We start from the raw sequence: 23,908 nt of genomic DNA on the forward strand, positions 1-23,908 counted from the left end.
GTACTACCTGGGTACTACCCGGGATCCAGCCCCGTGGTCCGACGCCGGCCCCTCCGCCCGCCCCTACCCTGGCGGGATGATCCACCCGTCCACCGGGCAGTCCCGCGGCCCGTCCCCGCGCACCCTGCTCGCGTCCCTGCTCGCGTCCCTGCTGCACCCGTCCACCGACCACACCCCGCTGCTGGCACAGGCCCGACGCCGCTGGCTGCGCTACCTGCCCTACGTCGCCGCGCTCGCCGCGATCTCCTCGCTGCTGCCCAGCTCGATCAACGTGCTGGCGCACGACTACGGACTCAACGCCGGGCTCGCCGCGGCGCTCTCGGTGGCCCAGACCGTACCCCTGCTGCTGGCGCCCACCCGACCGTTGGCCGCCTGGTGGATGGTCGGGTCGGCGAACGTGCTGACCTCCGCGCTGACGCTCGCCACCGGCCAGAACACCTCTCCGGTGTGGCCCTGGCCGGCCACCGGCCTGGTCGGCTACCTGCTGCTGATGCTGCCGCTCGCCCTCCGCGAGGAGCGGCGGACCCTGGTCGCGGTCTGGCTGGCCACCAGCGTATGGAGCCTCGCCTTCTCGGTGATCGGCACGGTGCGCGACTGGGGCGGCGACAACAGCCTGCTCGCGATCGCCCTGACCGGCGCGGTCCTGGTCCTCGGCGGCGCCCTGCGGGAACGCGCCGAGGCGCGCCGGCTGCTCACCGAGCAGGAGCAGATCAGCGAGGTCGAGCGCGAACGGCGCACCCTGCTGGAGGAACGCGCCAGGATCGCCCGGGAGTTGCACGACGTGGTGGCCCACCACATGTCGGTGATCGCGGTGCAGGCGGCCAGCGCGCCGTACCGGATCGCCGACGTCCCGGCCGAGGCCGCCGAGGAGTTCACCACGATCGCCGGCACCGCCCGCGAGTCGCTCGCCGAGATGCGCCGGCTGCTCGGTGTGCTGCGCAGCGAGGAGTCCGGCGGGGAGAAGGCCCCGCAGCCCGGGGTCGGCCAACTCGCCCAGCTGGTCGAGACGGTGGGACGGGCCGGGGTGCCCGCCGAACTGAGTGTCGACGAGGGGCTGGCCGAGCGGGTGCCGCAGGCCGTCGGCCTCTCCACCTACCGGATCGTCCAGGAGGCACTGGCCAACGTGGTGCGGCACGCCCCCGGCGCCCGGACCTGGGTGTCGCTCTCCTCCGACGGCCCGGAACTGCGGCTCACCGTGGTCAACGCGCCCCCGCCGGAGCGCACCGAGTCGCTGGAGGCCTCGGCCGAGGGCACCGGGCACGGCCTGGTCGGAATGCGCGAACGCGTCCGGCTGGTCGATGGCAGGCTGGACACCGGCCCGCTGCCGGACGGCGGCTTCAAGGTGGCCGCCGTCCTGCCCCTCGACACTCCCCGGGAGACCACCGCATGACCATCCGCGTGATCATCGTCGACGACCAGGCCATGGTGCGCGCGGGCTTCGCCGCCCTGCTCAACGCCCAGAGCGACATCGACGTGGTCGGGGACGCGGCGGACGGCGCCCAGGCCCTGGACGTCGTCGGCCGCACCCACCCGGACGTGGTGCTGATGGACGTCCGGATGCCCGTGATGGACGGCCTGGAGGCGGCCCGGCGGCTACTCGACCCGGCCGTGCCGGGCGCGCACCGCCCCAAGGTGCTGATGCTGACCACCTTCGACGTGGACGACTACGTGTACGAGGCGCTGCGCGCCGGGGCCAGCGGCTTCCTGCTCAAGGACGCCCCGCCGGCCGACCTGATCGCCGCCGTCCGGGTGGTCGCGGCCGGCGAGGCACTGCTCGCCCCCTCGGTGACCCGCCGGCTGATCGAGGACTTCGCCCGCACCCGCCCGGCCAGGCGCCACGACCCCAGGGTGTGGCTCAACGGCCTGACCCCGCGCGAGACCGAGGTGCTGGAGCTGATCGCCCGCGGCCTGTCCAACCAGGAGATAGCCGCCCGGCTGGTGCTCGCCGAACAGACCGTCAAGACCCACATCGGCCGCATCCTCGCCAAGCTCGACCTGCGCGACCGCGCCCAGGCCGTGGTGCTGGCCTACGAGTCGGGCCTGGTGACCCCCGGTCAGTGAGGGGGGATATCCCCCTGATACCCGGGTAGCACCCGGGAGTTGGCCCCGCGGTGTGACGTCCGCGGGGCCGTCGCGTTCCTACCTTCCTCTCCGTCGCCAGTCGAACGGACGAGGGAGAGCAGGGACATGCGCAGATTCCGGGCCGGGCGGGCACTCGCCGCCGCCGCCGTGGCACTGGCCGTGGTGCTCGGCGCCGGCGGCTGGGCCGCCGACACCCAGACCCCCCTCACCGGCCCGCCGCCCGGCAGCGCCGCCTGGACGGCCGACACCTCGCTCGGCCTGCGGCCGCCCGACCCGGCCACCGCCACCCCCGCCCGAGTCGCCTCGTTCTTCGCCGGGTTGACCCAGGCCCAGCAGGACGCGCTGGCCACCCGGCACCCGCTGGTGGTCGGCAACCTGGACGGCGCCCCGGTCGCCCTCCGGTACCGGGCCAACGCCCTGGCCCTCGCCGCCGAACGCACCCGCGAACTCGCCCGCGCCACCGACCCCGCCCTCACCCCGCAGGACCACGAGGCGGCCCGCACCCGCGCCGAGCGCTACCGCACCCTGCTGGACGGCGGCCGGCAGATCCTCGCCTTCGACCCGCGCGGCCGCGGCCAGGCCGCCGAGGTGTACGGCGACCTCGCCACCGCCCGCCGCACCGCCGTGATCGTCCCCGGCTCGGACATCGACCTGCTCCGATTCGACCGCGCCTCCGACCCGTACGGCGCCCCCGCCGGCATGGCCCGCGCGCTGTACCAGGCCACCGACCGGCAGACCGCCGTGATCGCCTGGGCCGGCTACACCACCCCGGTCGGCCTCGGCCTGGACGCCGCCACCGAGGACCTCGCCCGGGCCGGCGCCACCCGCCTGACCCGGCTGCTCGACGGACTCGCCGTCAGCACCCGCCCGCAGGCCCCGCCCACGGTGTTCTGCCACAGCTACGGCTCGGTGGTCTGCGGCCTGGCCCGCCCCACCCCGGCCCAGGCCTCCGGCCTGGTGGTGCTCGGCTCGCCCGGCATGGGCGTCGACTCGGCCGCCGACCTCGACCGCGGCGTCCCGCTCTGGGCCACCGCCCGCAACGGCTCCGACTGGATCGGCTACGTGCCGGGCGTCCGGCTGCTCGGCCTCGGCCACGGCGCCGACCCGACCGCCCCCGGCTTCGGCGCCCGCCCGCTGCCCGCCACCGGATCCCACGGCCACACCGGCTACTTCGCCCCCGGCACCGCCTCCCTCGCCGCCTACGCCGCCGTCGCCCTCGGGCACTGAACCGCCCGCACCCCGACAGGAGCTCCAGCCATGGCCCACCCGCTCACCACCCTGCGCCGCGCCGCCGAGAAGGTCGACGCGAAGACCCCCGCCAGCCGCGACCGCGCCCTGGACGGCCTGCGCGCCCTCGCCCTGCTCGCCGTCCCGGTCGGGCACTGGATGCTCGGCGGCTTCACCCTCTCCCCCGACGGCGCCCTGCACAACGCCAGCCCGCTCTCCTCGCTCGGCTTCTTCGCCCCGATCAGCTGGGGCCTCCAGATGCTCGGGGTGTTCTTCCTGGTCGGCGGCCACTCCTCGGTCCGCTCACTGGAACGGGCCCGGGAGAAGGGGCTGACGGTCGGCGGCTGGCTGCGCGGCCGTACGGTGCGGCTGCTGCGCCCGGTGCTCGGGGTGACGGCGGTCTGGGCGCTGCTGGTCCCGCTGCTGCCCGCGCTCGGCGTCCCCGCGGACACCCTGCGCACCGGCGCGACGCTGGTGGTGCAGCCGCTCTGGTACATCGCCGTCTACCTGGGGCTGACCGCGCTCACCCCGCTGTGCGTGGCCGCCGGGCGCCGGTTGGGCGGCTGGTCGGCGGGCCTGCTGGTGGTCTCGGTGGCCGCCGTCGACCTGCTGCGGTACGGGCCGTGGGCGCAGGCCGTGCCGTCCTGGGTCGCGCTGCTGAACATCCTGCCGGGCTGGCTGTTCGGCTACCAGCTCGGCGTGCTCTGGGCGCAGGGCCGGCTGGGCCGCCGGGCGGCCCGGGTGCTGCTGCTGGGCGGCGGCGCACTGTTCGCGGTGCTGCTGCTGGTGTTCCACTACCCGGCCAGCATGGTCGGCGTGCCCGGGGCCGAGCGCACCAACTCGCACCCGCCGTCCCTGCTGGTGCTCGCCCTGGCGGCGTTCCAGTGCGGCGCCGCGGTGCTGCTGCGGGAGCGGCTGGGGCGGCTGCTGGCGCGCCGTCCGCTGCTGTGGCTGCCGGTGGTGGCGGTCAACCTGTCGGCGATGACGATCTTCTGCTGGCACCAGAGCGCGATGCTCGCGGTGGCGGTGCCGGGCGCGGCCGGCCTGGGCGCCGTCCCGGGGCTGACCACCGCACCGGACTCGCTCGGCTGGGTGGCCGCCCGGCTGGCGCTGCTTCCGCTGTTCGGAGCCGTCCTGGTGGCGATCGGGTGGTTCGCCCGGAGGTTCGACGGGCCGTGGACGTCCTTCTCCCGGGCCGGGAAGGCGGTGGCCGGCGCCGCGGCCGCACTGTTCGCGGCGTACGCGCTGGGCGTGGTGTGAGCCTGGCGGAGCACCGGACGAAGGGGGCGTGGACCGGCCGGTCCACGCCCCCTTCGGGCAGTCCGCGCGGCCCTCGCCCGGTGGCTGCACGAGGGAAGAACACCCGCATGCGAACCACCACACACTGTGATGTCCTGTGACGGTCGGCGACCACCGCAGGACCGCGCCCGCCCCTGGCCCGTCCGTCCGCATTCGCCGGCCTCCCCCGACACCCCGCTCCCTAGGAGACCCATGTCCACGCCCCCATCACGCCCACAGCCGCGGCCCCGGGCCCGCCGCCGGCTCGCGGGCACCGCCGTCGTCCTCGCGGTGACCGCCGGCACCCTGCTGAGCGCCGTCGCCCCGGCCGTCGCCCACGGCGGACCGGCCACCCCCGGCGCCGACGACGTCACCCCGCACGTCGACTCCCCCCGGGTGATGGCCGAGCTACGGCAGGACGAGGTCGCGGCACTCGGCCAGGAGCACGCCGAGGAGCACGCCCGGATGCGCGCCGCCATCCGAGGCATCGGCGACTACCCGCAGACCACCCGCACCAACCGGTACAACGCGCTGACGGCCTCCCAGGCCGACCACAACAAGGCCTTCGACCCGGCCACGTTCGGCGCGTTCAAGCAGTACTTCCCCTCCCCGGACTTCGGCGACCACGTCGCCCTGCTGCCGACCGGCAAGGTGCTGCTGTTCTCCTTCGAGCGGATCGAGACCAACCCGGAGAAGGAGCCCGCCCCCACCCAGACCATCGGCAAGGAGAACGCCGGGCGGGCCTTCCTCTGGGACCCGGCCAAGGGCACCGGCCCGGACGCCTTCAAACAGGTCACCCCGCCGGTCAACGACATGCCGGACGGCCTGGGCCAGCCCCGCCCCGTCCCGTTCTTCTGCTCCGGCCACTCCTTCCTGCCCAACGGCATGCTCGGCGTCTTCGGCGGCAACCTCGGCGGCAACGGCGGCACGGGCGCCAAGCTCTCGCTGATCTTCGACCCGTGGACCGAGACCTGGACCCGCAACCCCGACATGTCCGTCGGCCGCTGGTACCCCTCCGTGGTGACCGGCGCCGACGGCCGCCAGCTGATCATGTCCGGCCAGTCCGAACTCGGCTACGGCACCCCCACCCCGGTCGTCGAGCGCTTCCCCGCCAAGCCCTTCGCCGTCCCGGTGAAGAAGACCGACCTGCCCACCAACACCTCGGTGGACCGGTTCAAGGTGGACGCCCCGTTCACCACCGACTACCCGCACCTGTTCTCGCTCAACGACGGCAACATCTACGGCTTCGGCCGCCAGGCCGCCGAGCAGTGGAAGTTCGACCCGGTCGCCGAGTCCCGCACCGACCTGACCGCCCGCCCGGACGGCCGCAAGCGCAACTACGGCTCCGCCGTGATGCTCCCCAACGGCGTCAGCGGCCCGGACTCCGCGCTGATCCTCGGCGGCGACCGCGACAACCCGAGCACCCTGCGCTTCTCCAACGGCAGTTGGACCGCCGAGAAGTCCCGCGCCTTCGGCCGCACCCAGGACGACACCATCCTGCTGCCCACCGGCCGGCTGATGACCGTCAACGGCGCCTACGACATCCGCGACTACGGCAACGGCCCGTACAACCCCAACGCGGACCTCAAGTACCGCCAGATCGAGCTGCGCGACGACCAGGGCAACTGGAAGCTCGGCCCGGTCCAGCGGCTGCCGCGCGGCTACCACTCCAACGCGGTGGTGCTGCCGGACGGACGCGTCATGGTGACCGGCGACGAGCTCCAGCAGCTGGCCAACAACACGGACGTCAACGGCACCGTCAGCGGCATCCCCGGCACCGCCGGGCCGACCACCATGAACGGCACCATCGAGATCTACGAGCCGTCCTACCTGTACCAGGGCGACCGGCCCGCACTGGCCAACGCACCCACCACGCCGGTCGGTTACGACAAGAAGTTCACCGTCTCCAGCACCACCCCGGGCCTCGCCGCCAAGGCCGTCCTGCTGGCGCCGACCACCTCCACCCACTCGGTCAACACCAGCCAGCGCCACATCGACCTGCGGCTCACCAGCCGGGCCGGCAACCGGCTGGAGTTCCAGGCCCCGCCGGACGCCAAGGCCGCTCCGCCCGGCTGGTACATGCTCTTCCTGCTCAGCGACCAGGGCGTGCCCAGCGTCGCGCAGTGGATCCAGCTCGGCTCCCCGGCCTGAGGCGTTCAGGCGCTCCCCACCCCGAAAGGACATCCCCACCCATGAGCACGGATCTGAGCCTGCGCGAGAGCGTGGAGATCCAGGGCGACATCCTCGCCGGCTTCAAGAAGGACAACGTCAGCCTCCTGTTCCTCAAGTTCGAGGACGCCACCCGGGCCCGCGACTGGCTGCGCAAGCTCACCCCCCAGATCTCCACCACCCGGGAGGTCGCCGCGTTCAACGAGAGCTTCAGCGAGGCCAGGAAGGCCTCCGGCGGCGACGACCCCAAGTCGCTGACCGCGACCTGGCTGGGCGTCAGCTTCACCTACGAGGGCCTGCGGATGCTCTCCGCCACCGACCCGTTCCCGACCGCCCCGCCGGTCGGCAGCGGCCTGGAGGCCTACAAGGAGGGCTCGGCCAGGCGGGCCGGCGCACTCGGCGACACCGGCGACAACTCCCCGGACAACTGGCTGTTCGGCAACGGCAAGACCCAGCCGGTCCACGCCATGCTGAAGATCTCCGCCGACACCGAGCGGGACCTCCAGTCGGCGATCGAGGCCCAGCGGATCGCCGCCGCCGAGTGCCGGGTCCTGATCGTCTACCAGCAGAACGCGCAGACCCTGCTGGGCAGCCGCCGGGGCAAGGAGCACTTCGGCTTCAAGGACGGCATCAGCGAGCCCGGCATCAAGGGCTTCGACCGGCCGAACCCGAGCAAACCGGACGAGGTGGACGGCCACCCCGGCACCCGGCTCATCCCGGCCGGCGAGTTCGTCTGCGGCCTGGAGAACGACCAGTTCAGCTTCCCCAGGGACCAGTACCCCGAGTGGGCCCGCAACGGCTCCTTCCAGGTGATCCGCCGGCTCGCCCAGGACGTGCCCGGCTGGTGGTCACAGGTCGCGGCCAAGCTGGAGGAACTCAGACGGGCCAAGGCCGTCCCGGACCACGCCACCACCGAGTGGCTGTCCGCCCGGATGGTCGGCCGCTGGCGCTCCGGCGCCCCGGTCTGCAAGTACCAGGACCGGGACGTCCCGAACACCCCGGGCGCCGCCAAGGACAACGACTTCACCTTCCGCGACGACCCGGAGGGCCTGGTCACCCCGCTCTGGTCGCACCTGCGCAAGACCGAACCGCGCGCGGGCCTGCAGGAGGCCCCGGACAAGCCCCCGTTCGACGCCAAGGACCTCAACGGCCGCAGGATCATGCGCCGCGGCACGCCGTACGGGGCGCCGTTCGACCCGGCCTCCGAGGGGCCGGGCGGCCCGGACGACCCGCGCGGCCTGCTGTTCATCTGCTACCAGGCGGACATCCAGCGGCAGTTCGAGTTCATCCAGGCCGACTGGATGGACCAGCCGAACTTCCCGCCCAACCGCGACTCCCAGGGGACCACCCCGCCCGGGCACGCGGAGCCCAGGCCCGTACCCGGCCGGGACCCGGTCACCCAGAGCTGCACGAACCCGGACACCGGTGAGGTCACCCCGCTCGACTACGAGAGCCGGGACCAGGGCGGCCTGATCCAGCACACCCCGCTGAGCTTCCAGCAGTTCGTCCAGACCACCGGCTCGGTGTACGGCTTCATGCCCTCCATGAGCATCCTGCGCGCGCTCTGCGAGGGCCGGCTCACCCCGATCGGCGGGCAGACCGGAGACCAGACCGGGCAGACGGGAGACCAGACCGGCGGCCAGCCCAAGCCCCAGCCGGTGAAGGCCTACCCGTGCGACGAGTTCGTCACCGTCCCGGACCAGTACCGCCGCGGCGGGCAGAGCCAGTACTGGGCGTTCCACGGCGACCGCTGCCGGCTGATCTCGATCGCCGACGGCTCCGCCCACACCGACCGCAAGGTCGAGGACGACACCTGGCTGAACACCTGGTCCTGTCTGCGCGACGTCGGCCGGGTCGACTGCGTGCTGCCCGTCCCGGACCAGCAGGACCCGGCCGGCAAGAGCGTGTACTGGGTGTTCCACAGCACCAGCGGCCGCCAGCAGTACCGGCTGGTCTCGATCACCTGCGGCGGCGGCCGGTACACCACGGCCCTCGAACGCTCCGACCGCGACCTCACCTACTGGGGCTCGCTCAGCGGCGTCGGCCAGGTGGACTGCTGGCTGCCGGTGCCGGACCAGCAGCGGGTCGGCGGCAAGAGCTGGTACTGGTGCTTCCACACCACCGCCGGCCGCCAGCAGTACCGGCTGATCTCCATCGCCGACGGCTCCTCGCACACCGACGTGCGCGAGCGCACCGACCGCGAACTCTCCCAGTGGAGCTCGCTGAACGGCCTGAACCGGGTGGACTGCTTCCTGCCCGTCCCGGACTGCCAGCGGGTCGGCGGGAACAGCGAGTACTGGGTGTTCTGCGGCCAGAACTACCGCCGGATCTCCATCGCCGACGGCAGCGGCCACCCCGACCGGCTGGTCTCCGGCGACCGCTCCTGCGACGCCTGGACCTCGCTGTCCTGACCCGGCACCGGAGGCCCGAAGGCCCAACCCGCCCCCGGTGCGCCACGCGCGCACCGGGGGCGCACTGTCGGTGCCCTGCTCTACCCTGCCGCCATGGTCACGTTCGACGAATTCCGCGCGATGGCACTGGCCCTGCCGGAGGCCGCCCAGGAGCCGACCTGGGACATCGAGACGCTGCGGGTCCGCAGCCGGATCTTCGCGATGGGCGCCCCCGACGGCGACCGGGTCACCGTCAAGGCCTCCCCCGAGGACCAGGCCGAACTGCTCGCCGCCGAGCCCGAGGTGTTCTCCTCCGCCCCCTACGTCGGGCGGCACGGCTGGGTGAGCGTCCGGTTGAGCCTCGTCGACCCGGACGAGCTGCGCGACCTGGTGACCGAGGCGTGGCGGCGGACGGCGCCGAAGCGGCTGGTACGGGAGTTCGACGCCTGAGCGGCCCTCCGTCCGGGCCACCGCCCGAACCACTGGGAGACGTCGGGAGGACACTCCCGGTTCATGTGATCCATCCCACAGTTTGGGCGTGCCCGGCGTGCCGCCGGGCCCCCTAGGCTTGCGCAGGGAAGTCAGCAGTCCTATCGCACCCTCCGGGCGCCGCCCGCGAAACGGTGACGGGCCCCAAGGGAGTTGGTGCGGTGCGCAACCGTCGGCGCTGGAAGCGGGTACTGATCGGGGCGTTCGCGGGCTGCGCCGTGCTCGCCGACGCCGGCGCCTCGGCCGCCGCGGCCGCGGTCTCCTCCGAACAGCTGGCGATCTCCACGCCCCCGGCCGGCAGCGCCGCCTGGGTCCAGGACCACTCCTTCGGCCGCACGCTGCCCGACCCGGCCACCACCACCCCGGCCGCCGCCGCCGAGTTCTTCGCCTCGCTCGCGCCCACCGAGCTGGACCGGCTGATCCAGGACTACCCGTTGGTCGTCGGCAACTACGACGGCGCCCCGCTGGACCTGCGCTATCGCGCCAACCGGATCGCCCTGGCCGCCGAACGCGACAAGGCCCAGGCCCGCGCCGCCGACCACGAGCTCGACTCCGACACCCGCGCACTGGCCGTCTCCCGCGCCAACGACGTCGAGCACCTGCTCGCCCCCGGCCGCCAGATCCTGGCCTTCGACCCGCGCGGCCGGGGCCTGGTCACCGAGGTGTGGGGCGACCTCGCCGACGCCGAACGGATCTCCGTCGTCGTCCCCGGCTCGGACGCCGACCTCGGCCACTTCGACCAGACGGCCGACCCGCTGCGCTCCCCGGCCGGCATGGCCCGCGCCCTCTACGCCGAGGAGCAGCGCCAGGCCCCGGGCACCCGTACCGCGGTGGTGTCCTGGACCGGTTACGTCACCCCCTCCGGCCTCGGCCCGGACGCGGCCACCTCCCGGCTCGCCGACGTCGCCGCCCCCCGGCTGCAGCGGCTGCTCGCCGGGCTCAAGGAGACCACCCGGCCGGACGCGCCCCCGTCGCTGCTCTGCCACTCGTACGGCTCGGTGGTCTGCGGCACCGCCGCCCCCGAGATCCCGCGCGCGGCCTCCTCGCCGTCCGACACCTCGGGCATCACCGACATGATGGTGTTCGGCAGCCCCGGCATGGGCGTGCAGAGCACCGCCGAGCTGGGCACCGGCGTGCACGTCTGGGCCACCCGCAACCCGAGCGACTGGATCGGCAACGTGCCGTTCCTGGAGGTCGGCGGACTCGGCCACGGCGCCGACCCGACCGCCAGCGGCTTCGGCGCCGAGCAGATCTCCTCGGCCCGGGCGGTCGGCCACACCGGGTACTTCACCGAGGGCACCGACAGCCTGCACAACTTCGCGGCGATCTCGCTCGGCCACTACCAGGACGTGATCCGGCCGAACTCCGGCTCCTGACGGCCCCCGAAGCCGACCGCTCCCGCCGGCTCAGGACGCGGGCTCAGGACGCGGGCTCAGGACAACTGGTCCTGGTACAGCCGCAGCGCGTCCGCCGCCGCCCTGGCCAGCTCGCGCCGGGCGGCCGGCGGGGCCAGCACCTCGACGTCCGCGCCCAGCGCCAGCAGCGCACGGACGGCGGCCGGCCCCGGGAAGGCCATCGCCACCTCCACCCAGTCCTCGGCCGGCCCGATGCCCGCCTCCGGCGGCGGCGCGGTGACCCGGCCGCCGTGGATGCGCAGGAACATGTCCAGCCGCCCGCGCCGGACCCGCACCCGGACGGGCACTTCCTTGGGCAGCCGCTCCACCTGCTCGCGCAGCACCACCCACGCGTCGCCGAGCCCCACCCCGGCCCGGCGGCGCACCGCCTCCTCGGTGGTCTCGGCGGCCAGCACCCGGTCGGCCCGGAACAGTCGCGGCTCACCGTGCAGGTCGGCCACCAGGTACCAGACGCCCCCCTTGCTCACCAGCCCGTACGGGTCGACGGTGTACTCCACCGGCGCGGGCGTTCCGCCGTGCCGGTAGCGCAGCCGCAGCCGCCGGTCGGCGAAGACGGCGTACTGCAGCTCACCCAGGTCCGGGCCGGGCGCGGCACCCGCCGCGGCGCCCTGCATCCACCGGGCCGGGTCGACCAGGATCCGCTCGCTGGTCCGCTCGGCGGCCGGGCGGTGCGGGGCGGGCAGCGCCGCCATCACCTTGCGCAGCGCCGAGCCGAGCGCGCCGTCCAGCCCGAGGTCGGTGTGCGCGCCCCGGGCGGAGAGGACGAACAGCGCCCTGGCCTCGTCCGCGGTCAGGCCGGTGACGTCGGTGCGGTAGCCGGGCAGCAGGCCGATGCCGCCGTGCCGCCCGCGTTCGGTGAACACCGGCACTCCGGCGGCGGAGAGCGAGTCCACGTCGCGGTAGATGGTGCGGACGGACACCTCCAGCCGCGCGGCGAGTTCGGTGGCGGACACCCGGCCGCGGGTCTGGAGCAGCAGGAGGATCGAGAGCAGGCGGTCGGCCTTCATGGTCCAAGAATTCCAGCAATCCTGACGGCGCTTGTCAGGTTTTACTGGGAGATTGCGTTCCGAGCCCGAAGGACCGCCCGATACCAGGGAGTTGACCGCATATGACCGCCGTCCAGGATGCCCGGCCGCAGTACCTGCTCGCCCTCGACCAGCTGGAGAAGCTGTTCGCCGTGATCACCCCGGCCGACCTCGACCGGCCCACCCCGTGCACCGAGTTCACGCTGCGGCAGCTGCTGAACCACGTGGTCGGCGGCATCCACCGCTTCGCGTACCTGGGCGAGGGCGGCCGCGCCGAGGACATCGTGGCCGCCATCGAGGACCCGGGGGACGACGGCTGGCCGGCCGCGCTGGGCCGCGCCCGCGCCCGGGCGGCCGCCGCCTGGGCGGAGGACGCCAAGCTCGGCCGCCCGACCGCCGCGCCCTGGGGCGAGGTGCCCGGCGCGATGGTGGTCGGCGGCTACGTGATGGAGACGGTGACCCACACCTGGGACATCGCGCGGGCCCTGGACGGCGGCTTCGCGCTGGACGACACTCTGGCGCACACCGCGCTGGCCATCGCCGAGCTCGTCCTGCCGCGCGAGAGCCGGGTCGAGGGCGTCCCGTTCGGCGAGGTGCAGCCGGTCGCCGAGGACGCCGACGTCCACACCCGCCTGGCGGCCTGGCTGGGCCGCACGGCCTGAGAGGCGGGGGGCCCGGGGGGGGGGGGATCCCCCGGGCCCCCCCCCCGCCCCCTTCCGCCCGCCCCCCACCCCCCCCCCCCCCCGGGAAAGACACTATCGGCACGACGGTCAGCCCGTGCACCTCGGAGCGCTGGTGCACCCAGGCCAGCGCGACCTGGGCGAGCGTCACGCCGTGGGCCTGCGCGATCTCCCGCAGCGGGGCGAGCAGTTCGCCGTTGGCGGCCGCGTTGTCGCCGGTGTAGCGCGGGTGGGTGCGCCGGAAGTCGCTCTCGGCGAGCTTCCCGGCGTCCTGGAAGGCGCCGGTGAGGAAGCCGCGCCCGAGCGGCGAGTACGGCACGAAGGCGACGCCGAGCTCCGCCGCGGCCGGCACCGCCGAGCGCTCGACGTCGCGGGCGAACACCGACCACTCGGACTGCAGCGCGGCGATCGGGTGGACGGCGTGCGCCTCGCGCAGCTCGGCCCCGGTCACCTCGGACAGGCCGAGGTGGCGCACCTTGCCGGCCTGGACCAGCTCGGCCATCGCGCCGACCGACTCGGCCAGCGGCACGGCCGGGTCGCGGCGGTGCATGTAGTAGAGGTCGATCTCGTCCACGCCGAGGCGGCGCAGCGAGGCGTCGACGGCGGCCCGGATGTACGCCGGGTCGTTGCGGACGGCGCGCCGGGTCGTCCTCCGAGCGCTCGATGGCGAACTTGGTGGCGATCGCCACCTTGTCCCGGTTGGCCCGGACGAAGGGGCCGACGAACTCCTCGTTGCGGCCGAAGCCGTACATGTCGGCGGTGTCGAACAGGGTGACACCGGTGTCCAGCGCGGCGTCCAGGGTGGCGAGCGCCTCGTCGGAGTCGGTCGGGCCGTAGAACTCGCTGATGCCCATGCAGCCGAGGCCCTGGACACCCACCAGCGGGCCGCCGGTGCCGAGTTCGACGGTGGGAAGGACGGGGTGAGTCATGTGATACCTCCACAAACCCCCGACCGGGGCCGGGGAATGGATCGGATCCTTTTGCGGACCCGCGAGGGTCGGAATCCTCCAGCTTCGGCCGGAGGCTGATGTCAAGCGCTCTGCTCTTCCTCTTGGTGGTACTGGCATTCGGCCGGGACGCCGGTGGCGTCGGCGACCTTCCCGGCATAGAGATCGATCTTGTAGTCGAGGACGGCCAGGGTGGCCTGGAGGTCGACGATCCGCTGCCGGACCTCCTCGCGCTGGTCGACCAGCAGCTGCCGGCGGTCCTCGTAGGTCCGCTCGCCCTGGCGGGCCATGTCGACGTACTTGAGCATGTCGGCCACGGACATGCCGGTCAGCCGCAGCCGCCCCAGGAAGGCCAGTCGGTGCAGGTCGGCGTCGCAGTAGCGGCGCTGGCCGCCGGCCGCGCGGTCGACCGGGTCCAGCAGGCCGATCCGCTCGTACCAGCGCAGGGTGTGCGCGGTGAGCCCGCTCGCCACGGCGACCTCGCTGATGGTGTGCCGCGGGGTCCGGTCCGGATCGCCGCCGGGGGCTCGGTTGAACACCTCGGAGCAGCTGCGCAGGTCCGCCTCGATGCGTGCGGGTACGGCCATGGATCGTTTCCCCCTGTCTCGTGCGACGGGAAAAACGCTACCGAGTTGGAGTGCACTCCAAGCAAGCCCGCCCGGCCCGGCAGCCGGGTGCCCCCGCCACCCGTCTCCCGCCCCGACTACAGTCGAGGTCCATGGAGAGCTTGCGTGTGATCGAGAACTGGCCGGTGCCCCACGCCGCGGCGGCGGTGGTCCGGGGGGCGGACGGCGCGGTGCTGGGGGCGCACGGGCCGCAGCAGCACCTGTTCCCGCTGGCGTCGGTGACCAAGCTGCTCACCTCGTACGCGGCGCTGGTCGCGGTCGAGGAGGGCGTGTTCGAACTGGACGACCCGGCCGGGCCGCCCGGTGCGACCGTCCGCCACCTGCTCGCACACACCTCCGGCCTGGGCTTCGACGAGGACCGGGTGTTCGCCGAGCCCGGCAACCGCCGGCTCTACTCCAACGCGGGCTTCGACGCGCTGGCGCGGGCGCTGTCCGAGGCCGCCGGGATCGAGTTCTCCCGCTACGTCGCCGAGGCGGTGTTCGAGCCGCTGGGCATGGCCGACACCCTGATCAACACCGCGCACAAGTCCCCGGCCGGCGCCGGCGGCCTGTCCACCGTCGCCGACCTCGCCCGGTTCGCCGCCGAGCTCCAGGCGCCCAAGCTGCTGGACGCGTCCACCGTCCGGCGGGCCACCCGCGAGGTCGCCTTCCCCGGCACCAGCGGCGTGCTGCCCGGCTACGGCCACCGGCGCCCGAACGACTGGGGCCTCGGCTTCGAGATCCGCGACGGCAAGAGCCCGCACTGGACCGGCACCGGCAACTCCCCCGCCACCTTCGGCCACTTCGGCCAGTCCGGCACCTTCCTCTGGGTCGACCCGGAGGCGGGCGCGGCCTGCATCGCGCTCACCGACCGGGACTTCGGGCCCTGGGCCGTCGAGGCCTGGCCCGCCTTCTCCGACGCGGTGCTCGCAGAGCTCCGGTAGGCCCTAGCCGTACGAGACCGGCGAGTGCATCTCCCAGAGCAGGAGTTGCGCGCCGGCCTCGCCCGCCGTCGGGTCGGCGAAGGCCTCGCCGGTGATCCGCACGCTGTCGCCCGGGGCCATCGAGCGGCCGCCGCCCTTGGGCCCCGGGATCGTCCGGTAGCCCAGCGAGCCGGCCGTCAGGTGCGCGTACCGCCAGGGGGCCTCGGGCAGTTCGGGCAGCGGCTGCCACGGCCCGGCGGTCGCCAGCCAGAGCGCGGCGTCGCGGCGGCGCAGCCGCAGGGCGTCCGTCCCGGTGTCGCGCGCCAGCCCGGAGGCGAGCAGCGTCAACCCGCCGTCCGCCGGTTCCACCCTGCGCAGCCCGTACACCGGGTCGGCGTCGAACTCGTCCGGCTGGAGCCACATCTGGACGAAGCGGACCGGGCCGGTGGCGCCGCCGACGTTGCGCTCGGTGTGGGTGACGCCGGAGCCGGAGCCGAGGTGCTGGACCATCCCCTGGCGGACCACCCCGCTGTGGCCGTGCGAGTCCCGGTGGGCCAGCGCGCCCTCCAGCACCCAGGTGAGGATCTCGGTGTCCCGGTGCTTGTGCTCCTCGAACCCCGCGCCGGGGGCGAGGAGTTCCTCGTTGCACGCGAGCAGCGCGCCGAAGTGCGTGTTCTTCGGGTCGTAGTGCCCGGAGAAGGAGAACGCGTGTCGGGTCTCGATGCCCTCGGCCGGGGTGGAGCGGTAGCGCTCGGCGGCGCGGCGCAGGTCGGCACGGGGGCGGTCAGCGGCATCGGTCACGCCCCCACGGTAGTAGGTGTGACTCTTGCCACCGGGCCGCTCCGCCGGGGGTGTGCACGAGCAGTCACTCACGTGAGGCAGTCTTGTCCTTGTGCCAGCCGCTTCCGCGAACTCCAAGAGCGAACCCAGTCCCGTGCCCGAACCGACCGGGAAGAGCCCGGCTCCCCGGTCGGGCCGCGACCGTCCCGGCCGCGCGGCGCCCCGTCTGACGGCGCAGGAGCGCAGAACCGCCGCCGAGCGCGCCGAGCGCCGGGCGGCGACGCTCAAGCGGCTGGAGAAGTCCTCGGGCAAGCTGGCCACCGCCGCGATCTCGCGGATGGACGACCAGCTCGGCTGGTACCGGCGGATGCCGCCGGAGCACCGGTCCTGGATCGGCCTGGTCGCCCAGGCCGGCATCGCCGCCTTCACCGAGTGGTACCGCCACCCCGAGTCCGCGAAGGCCATCTCCACCGACGTCTTCGGCACTGCCCCGCGCGAGCTGACCAGGGCGATCACCCTGCGCCAGACCGTCGAGCTGATCCGCACCACGATCGAGGTGATGGAGGAGGCCATCGAGGAGGTGGCCGCCCCCGGCGACGAGGCCGACATGCGCGAGTCGGTGCTGGTCTACGCCCGGGAGATCGCCTTCGCCACCGCCCAGGTGTACGCCCAGGCCGCCGAGGCGCGCGGCGCCTGGGACGCCCGGCTGGAGGCGCTGGTGGTCAACTCGCTGCTGTCCGGCGACGCCGACGAGGGGGTGCTCTCCCGCGCCGCGGCGCTCGGCTGGGGCCAGCCCAGCCAGATCCGGGTGGTGATCGGCAGCGCGCCGGACGGCGACAGCGAGCTGGTGGTCGAGGCGATCCGCCGGGCCGCCCGGTACGCCAAGCTGCACGTGCTGACCGGTGTGCTGGGCAAGCGCCTGGTGGTGGTGGTCGGCGGCGAGAAGGAGCCGGTACAGGCGGCCAGGGCGCTGATCGGCCAGTTCGCGCCCGGGCCGGTGGTGGTCGGCCCGACCGTGCCCGATCTGCTCTCCGCGACCCGCTCGGCGCAGGCCGCCACGGCCGGACTGCGGGCCTGCGCGGCCTGGCCGGACGCCCCGCGCCCGGTGCTGGCCGACGACCTGCTGCCCGAGCGGGCGCTGGCCGGGGACCAGGCCGCCCGTCGTCAGCTGGTGGAGGAGATCTACACACCGCTGGACGAGGCGGGCTCGGCACTGCTGGAGACGCTGAGTGTCTACCTGGAGCAGGCCTCCTCGCTGGAGGGGGCGGCCCGGATGCTCTTCGTCCACCCCAACACGGTGCGCTACCGGCTCCGACGTGTGACCGACGTCACGGGGTACGCGCCCTCCGACGTGCGTTCGGCGTTCACTCTGCGGATCGCGCTGGCCCTCGGCCGGCTGACCGACGCCGGAGAGCCCGGCTGAGCCGGAGTGTAGGGACCATACAATCCCGGATGGTTTTCTTCGTTACCGTCGCCTACCCGCCCCTGGGCGCCTGGCGAGAGAGGGTTGAACCGTGCTCGTAATCGTCGCCCCTGGACAGGGTGCCCAGTCCCCCGGTTTCCTCAGCCCCTGGTTGGAGCTGGACGGTGTCGCCGACCGCCTGCGTGGCTGGTCGGAGGTCGCCGGGCTCGACCTGGTGCACGCCGGCACCGAGGCGTCCGCCGAGGAGATCAAGGACACCGCCGTCGCCCAGCCGCTGCTGGTCGCGGCCGGCCTGGTGACCGCCCGTGCGCTGTTCCCGGACGAGGAGCTCGCCCGCAAGCAGGTCGGCGCCGTGGCCGGCCACAGCGTCGGCGAGATCACCGCCGCCGCCGGCGCCGGGGTGCTCAGCGCCCACGACGCGCTGACCTTCGTCCGTGAGCGCGGCCGGGCGATGGCCGCGGCCGCCGCCGTCACCGAGACCGGCATGATCGCCGTGCTCGGCGGCGACCCGGAGGCCGTCGCCGCGAAGCTGGCCGAACACGGCCTGACCGCGGCCAACAACAACGGCGGCGGCCAGATCGTCGCCGCCGGCACGCTGGCCCAGCTGGAGACGCTGAAGGCGGACCCGCCGGCCGGTGCCAAGCTGATCGCCCTGAAGGTGGCCGGCGCGTTCCACACGGAGCACATGGCCCCGGGTGTCGAGCGGCTGGCCGAGCTGGCCCCGACCCTGACCGCGGCCGACCCGCAGGTCCGGTACGTCTCCAACAAGGACGGCGGGGTCGTGGACTCCGGCGCCGAGGTGCTGGCGCGCCTGGTGTCGCAGGTCTCCAACCCGGTCCGCTGGGACCTCTGCATGGAGACCCTCGGGCAGCTGGGCGCGACGGCGGTGATCGAGCTGTCCCCCGCGGGCACCCTCACCGCACTGCTCAAGCGCAACCTCAAGGGTGTGGCCACGCTCGCCCTCAAGACCCCCGCCGACCTGGACAAGGCCCGCGAGCTCGTCGCGGAGCACGGCGGTCAGGAGCAGGAGATCACCGCATGACCAAGCCCCAGATCCGCCCCGCCACGGGCGCGCAGTACTCGCGCATCCACGGCGTCGGCGGTTACCGCCCGGTCCGGGTGATTCCCAACGCCGAGGTCCTGGAGTGGATCGACTCGTCGGACGAGTGGATCCGCACCCGCAGCGGGATCGCCGAGCGCCGCTGGGCCGGCCCGGAGGAGTCCGTCGCCGAGATGTCGGTGCAGGCCGCCGGCAAGGCCATCGCGCAGGCCGGGATCTCCCCCGAGCAGATCGGCGGCGTGATCGTCGCGACGGTCTCGCACCTCAAGCAGACCCCGGCGATCGCCACCCAGATCGCCGAGCGCCTCGGCTGCGGCAACGCCCCGGCCTTCGACATCTCGGCCGCCTGCGCCGGCTTCGGCTACGGCCTGGGCCTGGCCGACGGCATGATCCGCGGCGGCAACGCCGAGTACGTGCTGGTGATCGGCGTCGAGCGGCTCAGCGACCTGACCGACAAGTCGGACCGCTCGACCGCCTTCATCTTCGGCGACGGCGCCGGCGCCGCGATCGTCGGCCCGTCCGACACCCCCGGCATCGGCAAGCTGATCTGGGGTTCGGACGGCTCGCAGGCCGACGTCATCACCCAGACCGAGGCCTGGGACACCGCCTTCGCCAAGTCCGACGCCGTCAACGGCGTGGGCGAGGAGACGAAGTGGCCGTACCTGCGGATGGACGGCCAGCCGGTCTTCCGCTGGGCGGTCTGGGAGATGGCCAAGGTCGCCCAGCAGGCGCTGGACGCCGCCGGGGTGACCGCCGACCAGCTCGGCGCGTTCATCCCGCACCAGGCCAACATGCGGATCACCGACGCCATGATCAAGGCGCTGAAGCTGCCGGAGTCGGTGCCGGTCGCCCGTGACATCGCGGAGACCGGCAACACCTCCGCGGCCTCCATTCCGCTCGCGATGGAGCGGATGCTGGAGACCGGCGAGGCCCACAGCGGCGACCTGGCGCTGATCATCGGGTTCGGGGCGGGTCTCGTGTACGCCGCGGCAGTCGTTACGCTCCCCTAGGCGCGTTTCGCCCACTGATTCACAAGCCTGTGCCCGGCCGCCGGCCGGACACGTTCAACACTGAAGAGGAGCAGCCAGTATGGCTACCAAGGACGAGGTCCTGGAAGGTCTCGCCGAGATCGTCAACGAGATCGCCGGTATCCCGACCGAGGATGTCGCGCTCGACAAGTCCTTCACCGATGACCTGGACGTCGACTCGCTGTCCATGGTCGAGGTCGTCGTGGCCGCCGAGGAGCGCTTCGACGTCAAGATCCCGGACGACGAGGTCAAGAACCTGAAGACCGTCGGCGACGCGGTGGAGTACATCCTCAGCAACGCCTGATCGATCGACTCGCTCGATTCGGCCAGCCCGTCCGGCGTCCCGCACGCCTCCGACGGCTGACCTTGTCGGCCCGGCTCGTCCGAGCCGGGCCGACCAACCGGCCGGGACGCCCCACCGGGGCGCCCGGCCGGGCCCTTCCTCGGCTCCCGCCGACCCCCCGCACACGTGAGAGAAGAAGAAACCAGTGACCGCTGAAAATCGCACCGTGGTCGTCACGGGTATCGGCGCCTTCACGCCGCTGGGCGCCGACGCCGCCGGCACCTGGGAGAACCTGGTCGCCGGTAAGTCCGGTGTGGCGGCCCTGACCGAGGAGTGGGCCGAGGAGCTGCCGGTTCGGATCGGTGCGCGCACCGCCGTCGAGCCCGGCGAGATCCTGCCCCGCCCGCTGGCCCGCAAGCTGGACCGCTCGGCGCAGTTCGCCGTGATCGCGGCCCGCGAGGCCTGGGCCGACGCCGGCTACGAGACCCCTGCCACCGACGAGTCCTCCAAGCTCGCCCCCGAGCGCCTGGGCACCGTCATCGCCTCCGGCATCGGCGGCGTGACCACCCTCCTCGACCAGTACGACGTGCTGAAGGAGAAGGGCGCCCGCAAGGTCTCCCCGCACACCGTCCCGATGCTGATGCCCAACTCCCCGGCGGCCAACGTCGGTCTGGAGGTCGGCGCCCGCGCGGGTGTGCACACCCCCGTCTCCGCCTGTGCCTCCGGCGCCGAGGCGATCGGCTACGCGATCGAGATGATCCGCACCGGCCGCGCCGACGTCGTGGTGGCCGGCGGCACCGAGGCCGCGATCCACCCGCTGCCGATCGCCGCGTTCGCCAGCATGATGGCGATGTCCAAGAACAACGACGACCCGGAGCACGCCTCCCGCCCGTACGACAAGGCCCGCGACGGCTTCGTCCTGGGCGAGGGCGCCGGCGTGGTGGTCCTGGAGTCGATCGAGCACGCCGAGGCCCGCGGCGCCCGGATCTACTGCGAGGCCGTGGGCCAGGGCCTGTCCTCGGACGCCCACCACATCGCCCAGCCCGAGCCCACCGGCGCCGGCGTGGCCCGCGCGCTGGCCGACCTGTTCGAGCGCAACGAGCTGGACAAGGCCGAGATCGTGCACGTCAACGCGCACGCCACCTCGACCCCGCAGGGTGACACCGCCGAGCTGAAGGCGCTCCGCAAGGAGCTCGGCGACGACCTCGACCACATCGCCATCTCGGCCACCAAGTCGATGACCGGCCACCTGCTGGGCGGCGCCGGCGGCGTCGAGACCGTCGCCACCGTGCTGGCCCTGCACCACCGTCTCGCCCCGCCGACCATCAACGTCGACGACCTGGACGACGACGTGGACGCGGACATCGTACGCGGCGAGGCCCGCAAGCTGCCCGAGGGCCGGATCGCGGCGCTGAACAACTCGTTCGGCTTCGGCGGCCACAACGTGGTGCTGGCCTTCCGCACCCGCTGACGCACACGGGGAAGGGGCCGACGCTCGCGCAGAGCGTCGGCCCCTTCGTCGTACCCGCCGGGCTCAGACCACCTGGTGCAGCCAGCGCACCGGCGCACCCTCGCCCGCGTACCGGAACGGCTCCAGTTCGTCGTCCCAGGGCTTGCCGAGCAGCCGGGCGATCTCGGCCTCCAGGTCGGCCCCCTCGCTGCGGGCGCGGAGCAGGACGGCGCGCAACCGGTCCTCGGGGATCAGGATGTCGCCGTGGATGCCCGTGACAGCGTGGAAGATGCCGAGCGTGGGCGTGCTGCTGTAGCGCTCCCCCTCCGCCGTGGCGCAGGGCTCGCTGGTCACCTCGTACCGCATCAGCTGCCAGCCGCGCAGTGCGGAGGCGAGCTTCGAGGCCGTACCGGGCTCCCCCTGCCAGGAGAGCTCGGCACGCCAGTGCCCGGGTGAGGCCGGCTGGCGGATCCAGTCCAGGCTCACCCGTACACCGAGCACCCCCGCGACGGCCCACTCGACGTGCGGGCACAGCGCGCGGGGCGCGGAGTGGATGTAGAGAACTCCACGTGTCGTCACCGGGACCTCCAGGCTGTGGACGAGGGTCGCCTTCCCCAGCTGCCTCGTGCCTGCAGTTGATCCACAGTTACCCACGTTAGCCGACATTAAGTCACTAAATTGAGCAAAACGGACAGGCTTTCGCTCAATGCTAGTCGAATCCTCAACGAGGTCTACCCCTCGGTCGGATCTCTCCCCCGAACGGCCCCATCACCAGGCGGGACCACCGTACCGCGCCGTCCCACGGGATGGATGACGCACTTTCAGATCCGACCGGAATGCGGTAGTGCGGCCCGCTCCCCCGCGCCCGACTGCGAACCTTCTCGACAGAACGCCCCGCCGCCCGGGAGGGGGCGGCGGGGCGTCTCGGATCGCTGATGATGCGTCAGCCGTCCAGGCGGACGACCATCTTGCCGGTGTTGACGCCGCGCAGCAGGTCGAGGAAGGCCTCGGCGGTGTTCTCGAAGCCGTCCACCACGGTCTCCGCGTGGCGCAGTTCGCCGGACTTCAGCCAGCCGGCCACCTCGGCGACGAACTGCGGCCGCAGCGCGGCGTGGTCGCCGACCAGCATGCCCTCCAGGCGCAGCCGCTTGCCGATGGCGAGCGCGAGGTTGCGCGGGGCGGCGGGCGCGGTGGTCTCGTTGTACTGGGCGATCGCGCCGCAGAGCACCGCGCGGCCGTGCACGCCGAGGGCGCCGATCGCGGCCTCCAGGTGGTCGCCGCCGACGTTGTCGAAGTAGAGGTCGATGCCGTCCGGGGCGGCCTGGGCGAGCTGCTCGCGGACCGGGGCGTCCTTGTAGTTGAAGGCGGCGTCGAAGCCGTACTCGTCGACCAGCTTGGCGACCTTCTCCGCCGAGCCGGCCGAACCGACCACCAGGGAGGCGCCCTTGAGCTTGGCGATCTGGCCGACCATGCTTCCGACCGCGCCGGCCGCGCCGGAGACGAAGACCTTGTCGCCCTCCTTGAGGCCGCCGACGGCGAGCAGGCCGGCGTAGGCGGTCAGGCCGGTCATGCCGAGCACGCCGAGGTAGGCGGGGAGCGGGGCGGCGGCCGGGTCGACCTTGACGGCCTGCCGGGCGTCCACGGTCGCGTACTCGCGCCAGCCGAGCCCGTGCAGCACGGCGTCGCCGGGGGCGAAGCCCTCGGCCTCCGAGGCCACCACGTAGCCGACCGCGCCGCCGTCCATGGGCTTGCCGAGCTGGAACGGGGGGACGTACGAGGGCACGTCGTTCATCCGGCCGCGCATGTACGGGTCCACCGAGAGGTAGGCGTTGCGGACCAGGATCTCGCCCGGGCCGGGAGTCCGGACCGGGGCTTCGACCAGGGCGAAGTCGGACTCCACCGGCCAGCCCTGCGGGCGGGCGGCGAGGTGCCATTCACGGGCGGTCGCGGGGGCGGCCTGCTCTGCCATGGTGGTGCTCCTTGCGGTTCAGGTGCATGAAAGGTTGAGAAACTTAAGTAACGATGGACATGAAAGGTTCACCTTGTCAACTTTTCAGGTAGACTCTGGACCATGGACACCCAGCCGGCCCAGGGCGCCACGCCGCAGCCCGACGAGATCACCCGCGAGGTCGTCGACCTGATGGCCAACCTGGTCGCGCTCTTCCACCGCGAGTACGAGGAGGCCGCCGCCGCCCGCTCGCTCACCGGCGCCCAGGCCAAGGTCCTCGCCCTGCTGCGGCGCGGACCGATGCCGATGCGCCAGATCGCCCAGACGCTCAGCTGCGAACCGTCCAACATCACCGGCATCGTCGACCGGCTGGAGTCCCGCGGCTTCGTCACCCGCGAGGCCGACCGGCAGGACCGCCGGGTCAAGCTGGTCGCCGCCACCGACACCGGCGCGGCCGCCTCCGAGGAGCTGCGCGAGTCGCTGAACTTCGCCCGCGAGCCGCTGGCATCGCTCGGCCCGGACGAGCGGACGGTCCTGCGCGACCTGCTCCGGCGAATGCTCACGGGCGCCTCCGGCCCCGGAGCGTGACCAGCATCACAGGCCCGGGAGGCGATCCGTTCGCCCATCGGGGGTAACCGAACGGCCTTCCGGAACGTCTAACGTTCGAACATCGAACGCGAGAGACCTGAAACGGGGGGCACGGAGG

Annotated in this window: 21 protein-coding genes and 1 pseudogene; 16 read left to right on the forward strand and 6 right to left on the reverse strand. The window is 73.3% G+C overall.

Annotated elements, in window-relative coordinates:
- Nucleotides 1-76: 76 nt before the first annotated feature.
- From OP86_RS09810 to OP86_RS09845, 8 genes are all read left to right on the forward strand, one after another.
- Entirely contained in the window at nucleotides 77-1,390 is a 1,314-nt protein-coding gene (locus OP86_RS09810) for a sensor histidine kinase (protein WP_078588939.1), read from the forward strand.
- Nucleotides 1,387-2,061: a response regulator gene (locus OP86_RS09815; protein ID WP_030061124.1), complete on the forward strand. Its 675-nt coding sequence runs from the start codon at nucleotides 1,387-1,389 to the stop codon at nucleotides 2,059-2,061. The genes OP86_RS09810 and OP86_RS09815 overlap by 4 nt, the downstream gene beginning before the upstream one ends.
- Nucleotides 2,062-2,187: 126 nt before the next feature.
- Nucleotides 2,188-3,309, forward strand: a complete 1,122-nt coding sequence (locus OP86_RS09820; RefSeq protein WP_030061125.1) for an alpha/beta hydrolase — start codon at nucleotides 2,188-2,190, stop codon at nucleotides 3,307-3,309.
- A gap of 30 nt (nucleotides 3,310-3,339) precedes the next feature.
- Nucleotides 3,340-4,569: an acyltransferase family protein gene (locus tag OP86_RS09825; protein ID WP_030258341.1), complete on the forward strand. Its 1,230-nt coding sequence runs from the start codon at nucleotides 3,340-3,342 to the stop codon at nucleotides 4,567-4,569.
- 231 nt (nucleotides 4,570-4,800) lie between these two features.
- Entirely contained in the window at nucleotides 4,801-6,738 is a 1,938-nt protein-coding gene (locus tag OP86_RS09830; protein ID WP_030258339.1) for a galactose oxidase early set domain-containing protein, read from the forward strand.
- A gap of 41 nt (nucleotides 6,739-6,779) precedes the next feature.
- A complete protein-coding gene (locus OP86_RS09835) occupies nucleotides 6,780-9,167 on the forward strand; it encodes a Dyp-type peroxidase (RefSeq protein WP_051829906.1) in 2,388 nt (795 codons plus the stop codon).
- Between the two features lie 93 nt (nucleotides 9,168-9,260).
- Nucleotides 9,261-9,596: an MmcQ/YjbR family DNA-binding protein gene (locus OP86_RS09840; RefSeq protein ID WP_030061132.1), complete on the forward strand. Its 336-nt coding sequence runs from the start codon at nucleotides 9,261-9,263 to the stop codon at nucleotides 9,594-9,596.
- A 200-nt stretch (nucleotides 9,597-9,796) separates the two neighbouring features.
- Nucleotides 9,797-11,011 (forward strand): alpha/beta hydrolase, encoded by a 1,215-nt coding sequence (locus tag OP86_RS09845; RefSeq protein ID WP_030258336.1) that lies wholly within the window; start codon nucleotides 9,797-9,799, stop codon nucleotides 11,009-11,011.
- Between the two features lie 56 nt (nucleotides 11,012-11,067).
- Here OP86_RS09845 and OP86_RS09850 read toward each other — a convergent pair whose 3' ends face one another.
- Nucleotides 11,068-12,057 carry a helix-turn-helix transcriptional regulator gene (locus OP86_RS09850; RefSeq protein ID WP_030061134.1) on the reverse strand — a complete coding sequence of 330 codons (990 nt, stop codon included), beginning with the start codon at nucleotides 12,055-12,057 and terminating at the stop codon, nucleotides 11,068-11,070.
- Between the two features lie 101 nt (nucleotides 12,058-12,158).
- Here OP86_RS09850 and OP86_RS09855 point away from each other — a divergent pair, with 101 nt between their 5' ends.
- The gene (locus tag OP86_RS09855) at nucleotides 12,159-12,737 is read left to right on the forward strand and encodes a TIGR03086 family metal-binding protein (RefSeq protein ID WP_030061135.1); all 579 of its coding nucleotides are present in this window, start codon (nucleotides 12,159-12,161) and stop codon (nucleotides 12,735-12,737) included.
- A 94-nt stretch (nucleotides 12,738-12,831) separates the two neighbouring features.
- Here the strand turns inward: OP86_RS09855 and OP86_RS34680 are convergent.
- Together OP86_RS34680 and OP86_RS09865 are read right to left on the reverse strand one after the other, a co-directional pair.
- Nucleotides 12,832-13,684 (reverse strand): annotated as a pseudogene (locus OP86_RS34680) (aldo/keto reductase); the annotation flags it as partial.
- 101 nt (nucleotides 13,685-13,785) lie between these two features.
- Entirely contained in the window at nucleotides 13,786-14,289 is a 504-nt protein-coding gene (locus OP86_RS09865) for a MerR family transcriptional regulator (protein WP_078588937.1), read from the reverse strand.
- Nucleotides 14,290-14,420: 131 nt separating this feature from the next.
- Here OP86_RS09865 and OP86_RS09870 point away from each other — a divergent pair, with 131 nt between their 5' ends.
- Nucleotides 14,421-15,251: a serine hydrolase domain-containing protein gene (locus OP86_RS09870; protein ID WP_030061139.1), complete on the forward strand. Its 831-nt coding sequence runs from the start codon at nucleotides 14,421-14,423 to the stop codon at nucleotides 15,249-15,251.
- A 3-nt stretch (nucleotides 15,252-15,254) separates the two neighbouring features.
- Here OP86_RS09870 and OP86_RS09875 read toward each other — a convergent pair whose 3' ends face one another.
- Nucleotides 15,255-16,031 (reverse strand): pirin family protein, encoded by a 777-nt coding sequence (locus tag OP86_RS09875; RefSeq protein WP_030258330.1) that lies wholly within the window; start codon nucleotides 16,029-16,031, stop codon nucleotides 15,255-15,257.
- A 205-nt stretch (nucleotides 16,032-16,236) separates the two neighbouring features.
- Between OP86_RS09875 and OP86_RS09880 the strand changes: the two genes are divergently transcribed.
- The 5 genes from OP86_RS09880 to fabF all read left to right on the forward strand — a co-directional run bounded on the left by OP86_RS09880 (nucleotide 16,237) and on the right by fabF (nucleotide 21,275).
- Nucleotides 16,237-17,433, forward strand: a complete 1,197-nt coding sequence (locus tag OP86_RS09880) for a PucR family transcriptional regulator (RefSeq protein WP_051829920.1) — start codon at nucleotides 16,237-16,239, stop codon at nucleotides 17,431-17,433.
- 91 nt (nucleotides 17,434-17,524) lie between these two features.
- Entirely contained in the window at nucleotides 17,525-18,475 is a 951-nt protein-coding gene (locus tag OP86_RS09885; protein WP_030061144.1) for an ACP S-malonyltransferase, read from the forward strand.
- The gene (locus OP86_RS09890; RefSeq protein ID WP_030061145.1) at nucleotides 18,472-19,503 is read left to right on the forward strand and encodes a beta-ketoacyl-ACP synthase III; all 1,032 of its coding nucleotides are present in this window, start codon (nucleotides 18,472-18,474) and stop codon (nucleotides 19,501-19,503) included. Before OP86_RS09885 ends, OP86_RS09890 begins: the two co-directional genes overlap by 4 nt.
- A 79-nt stretch (nucleotides 19,504-19,582) precedes the next feature.
- Nucleotides 19,583-19,825 carry an acyl carrier protein gene (locus OP86_RS09895; RefSeq protein WP_030258327.1) on the forward strand — a complete coding sequence of 81 codons (243 nt, stop codon included), beginning with the start codon at nucleotides 19,583-19,585 and terminating at the stop codon, nucleotides 19,823-19,825.
- Between the two features lie 184 nt (nucleotides 19,826-20,009).
- Nucleotides 20,010-21,275, forward strand: coding sequence for a beta-ketoacyl-ACP synthase II (gene fabF, locus OP86_RS09900; RefSeq protein WP_030061148.1), 1,266 nt, complete (start codon nucleotides 20,010-20,012; stop codon nucleotides 21,273-21,275).
- Between the two features lie 63 nt (nucleotides 21,276-21,338).
- Here the strand turns inward: fabF and OP86_RS09905 are convergent, their stop codons facing one another.
- Complete coding sequence (locus OP86_RS09905) at nucleotides 21,339-21,833, reverse strand: DUF3145 domain-containing protein (protein ID WP_030061150.1); 495 nt, start codon at nucleotides 21,831-21,833, stop codon at nucleotides 21,339-21,341.
- Nucleotides 21,834-22,197: 364 nt separating this feature from the next.
- The gene (locus OP86_RS09910) at nucleotides 22,198-23,223 is read right to left on the reverse strand and encodes an NADP-dependent oxidoreductase (RefSeq protein WP_030061152.1); all 1,026 of its coding nucleotides are present in this window, start codon (nucleotides 23,221-23,223) and stop codon (nucleotides 22,198-22,200) included.
- Nucleotides 23,224-23,325: 102 nt separating this feature from the next.
- On the opposite strand from OP86_RS09910, the gene OP86_RS09915 reads away from it, so the two are divergent.
- Nucleotides 23,326-23,790: a MarR family winged helix-turn-helix transcriptional regulator gene (locus OP86_RS09915; RefSeq protein ID WP_030061154.1), complete on the forward strand. Its 465-nt coding sequence runs from the start codon at nucleotides 23,326-23,328 to the stop codon at nucleotides 23,788-23,790.
- Nucleotides 23,791-23,908 lie beyond the last annotated feature (118 nt).

Origin of the sequence: Streptomyces novaecaesareae (genome assembly GCF_000716875.1) — a bacterium.
Taxonomy (GTDB): Bacteria; Actinomycetota; Actinomycetes; order Streptomycetales; family Streptomycetaceae; genus Kitasatospora; species Kitasatospora novaecaesareae.

What these genes read in the sequence shown, in the direction of transcription:
- OP86_RS09810 (WP_078588939.1), top strand. Translation starts at nt 77, where the DNA reads ATGATCCACCCGTCCACCGGGCAGTCCCGCGGCCCGTCCCCGCGCACC.
- OP86_RS09815 (WP_030061124.1), top strand. Translation starts at nt 1,387, where the DNA reads ATGACCATCCGCGTGATCATCGTCGACGACCAGGCCATGGTGCGCGCG.
- OP86_RS09820 (WP_030061125.1), top strand. Translation starts at nt 2,188, where the DNA reads ATGCGCAGATTCCGGGCCGGGCGGGCACTCGCCGCCGCCGCCGTGGCA.
- OP86_RS09825 (WP_030258341.1), top strand. Translation starts at nt 3,340, where the DNA reads ATGGCCCACCCGCTCACCACCCTGCGCCGCGCCGCCGAGAAGGTCGAC.
- OP86_RS09830 (WP_030258339.1), top strand. Translation starts at nt 4,801, where the DNA reads ATGTCCACGCCCCCATCACGCCCACAGCCGCGGCCCCGGGCCCGCCGC.
- OP86_RS09835 (WP_051829906.1), top strand. Translation starts at nt 6,780, where the DNA reads ATGAGCACGGATCTGAGCCTGCGCGAGAGCGTGGAGATCCAGGGCGAC.
- OP86_RS09840 (WP_030061132.1), top strand. Translation starts at nt 9,261, where the DNA reads ATGGTCACGTTCGACGAATTCCGCGCGATGGCACTGGCCCTGCCGGAG.
- OP86_RS09850 (WP_030061134.1), bottom strand. Translation starts at nt 12,057, where the DNA reads ATGAAGGCCGACCGCCTGCTCTCGATCCTCCTGCTGCTCCAGACCCGC.
- OP86_RS09855 (WP_030061135.1), top strand. Translation starts at nt 12,159, where the DNA reads ATGACCGCCGTCCAGGATGCCCGGCCGCAGTACCTGCTCGCCCTCGAC.
- OP86_RS09865 (WP_078588937.1), bottom strand. Translation starts at nt 14,289, where the DNA reads ATGGCCGTACCCGCACGCATCGAGGCGGACCTGCGCAGCTGCTCCGAG.
- OP86_RS09870 (WP_030061139.1), top strand. Translation starts at nt 14,421, where the DNA reads ATGGAGAGCTTGCGTGTGATCGAGAACTGGCCGGTGCCCCACGCCGCG.
- OP86_RS09890 (WP_030061145.1), top strand. Translation starts at nt 18,472, where the DNA reads ATGACCAAGCCCCAGATCCGCCCCGCCACGGGCGCGCAGTACTCGCGC.
- OP86_RS09895 (WP_030258327.1), top strand. Translation starts at nt 19,583, where the DNA reads ATGGCTACCAAGGACGAGGTCCTGGAAGGTCTCGCCGAGATCGTCAAC.
- OP86_RS09910 (WP_030061152.1), bottom strand. Translation starts at nt 23,223, where the DNA reads ATGGCAGAGCAGGCCGCCCCCGCGACCGCCCGTGAATGGCACCTCGCC.
- OP86_RS09915 (WP_030061154.1), top strand. Translation starts at nt 23,326, where the DNA reads ATGGACACCCAGCCGGCCCAGGGCGCCACGCCGCAGCCCGACGAGATC.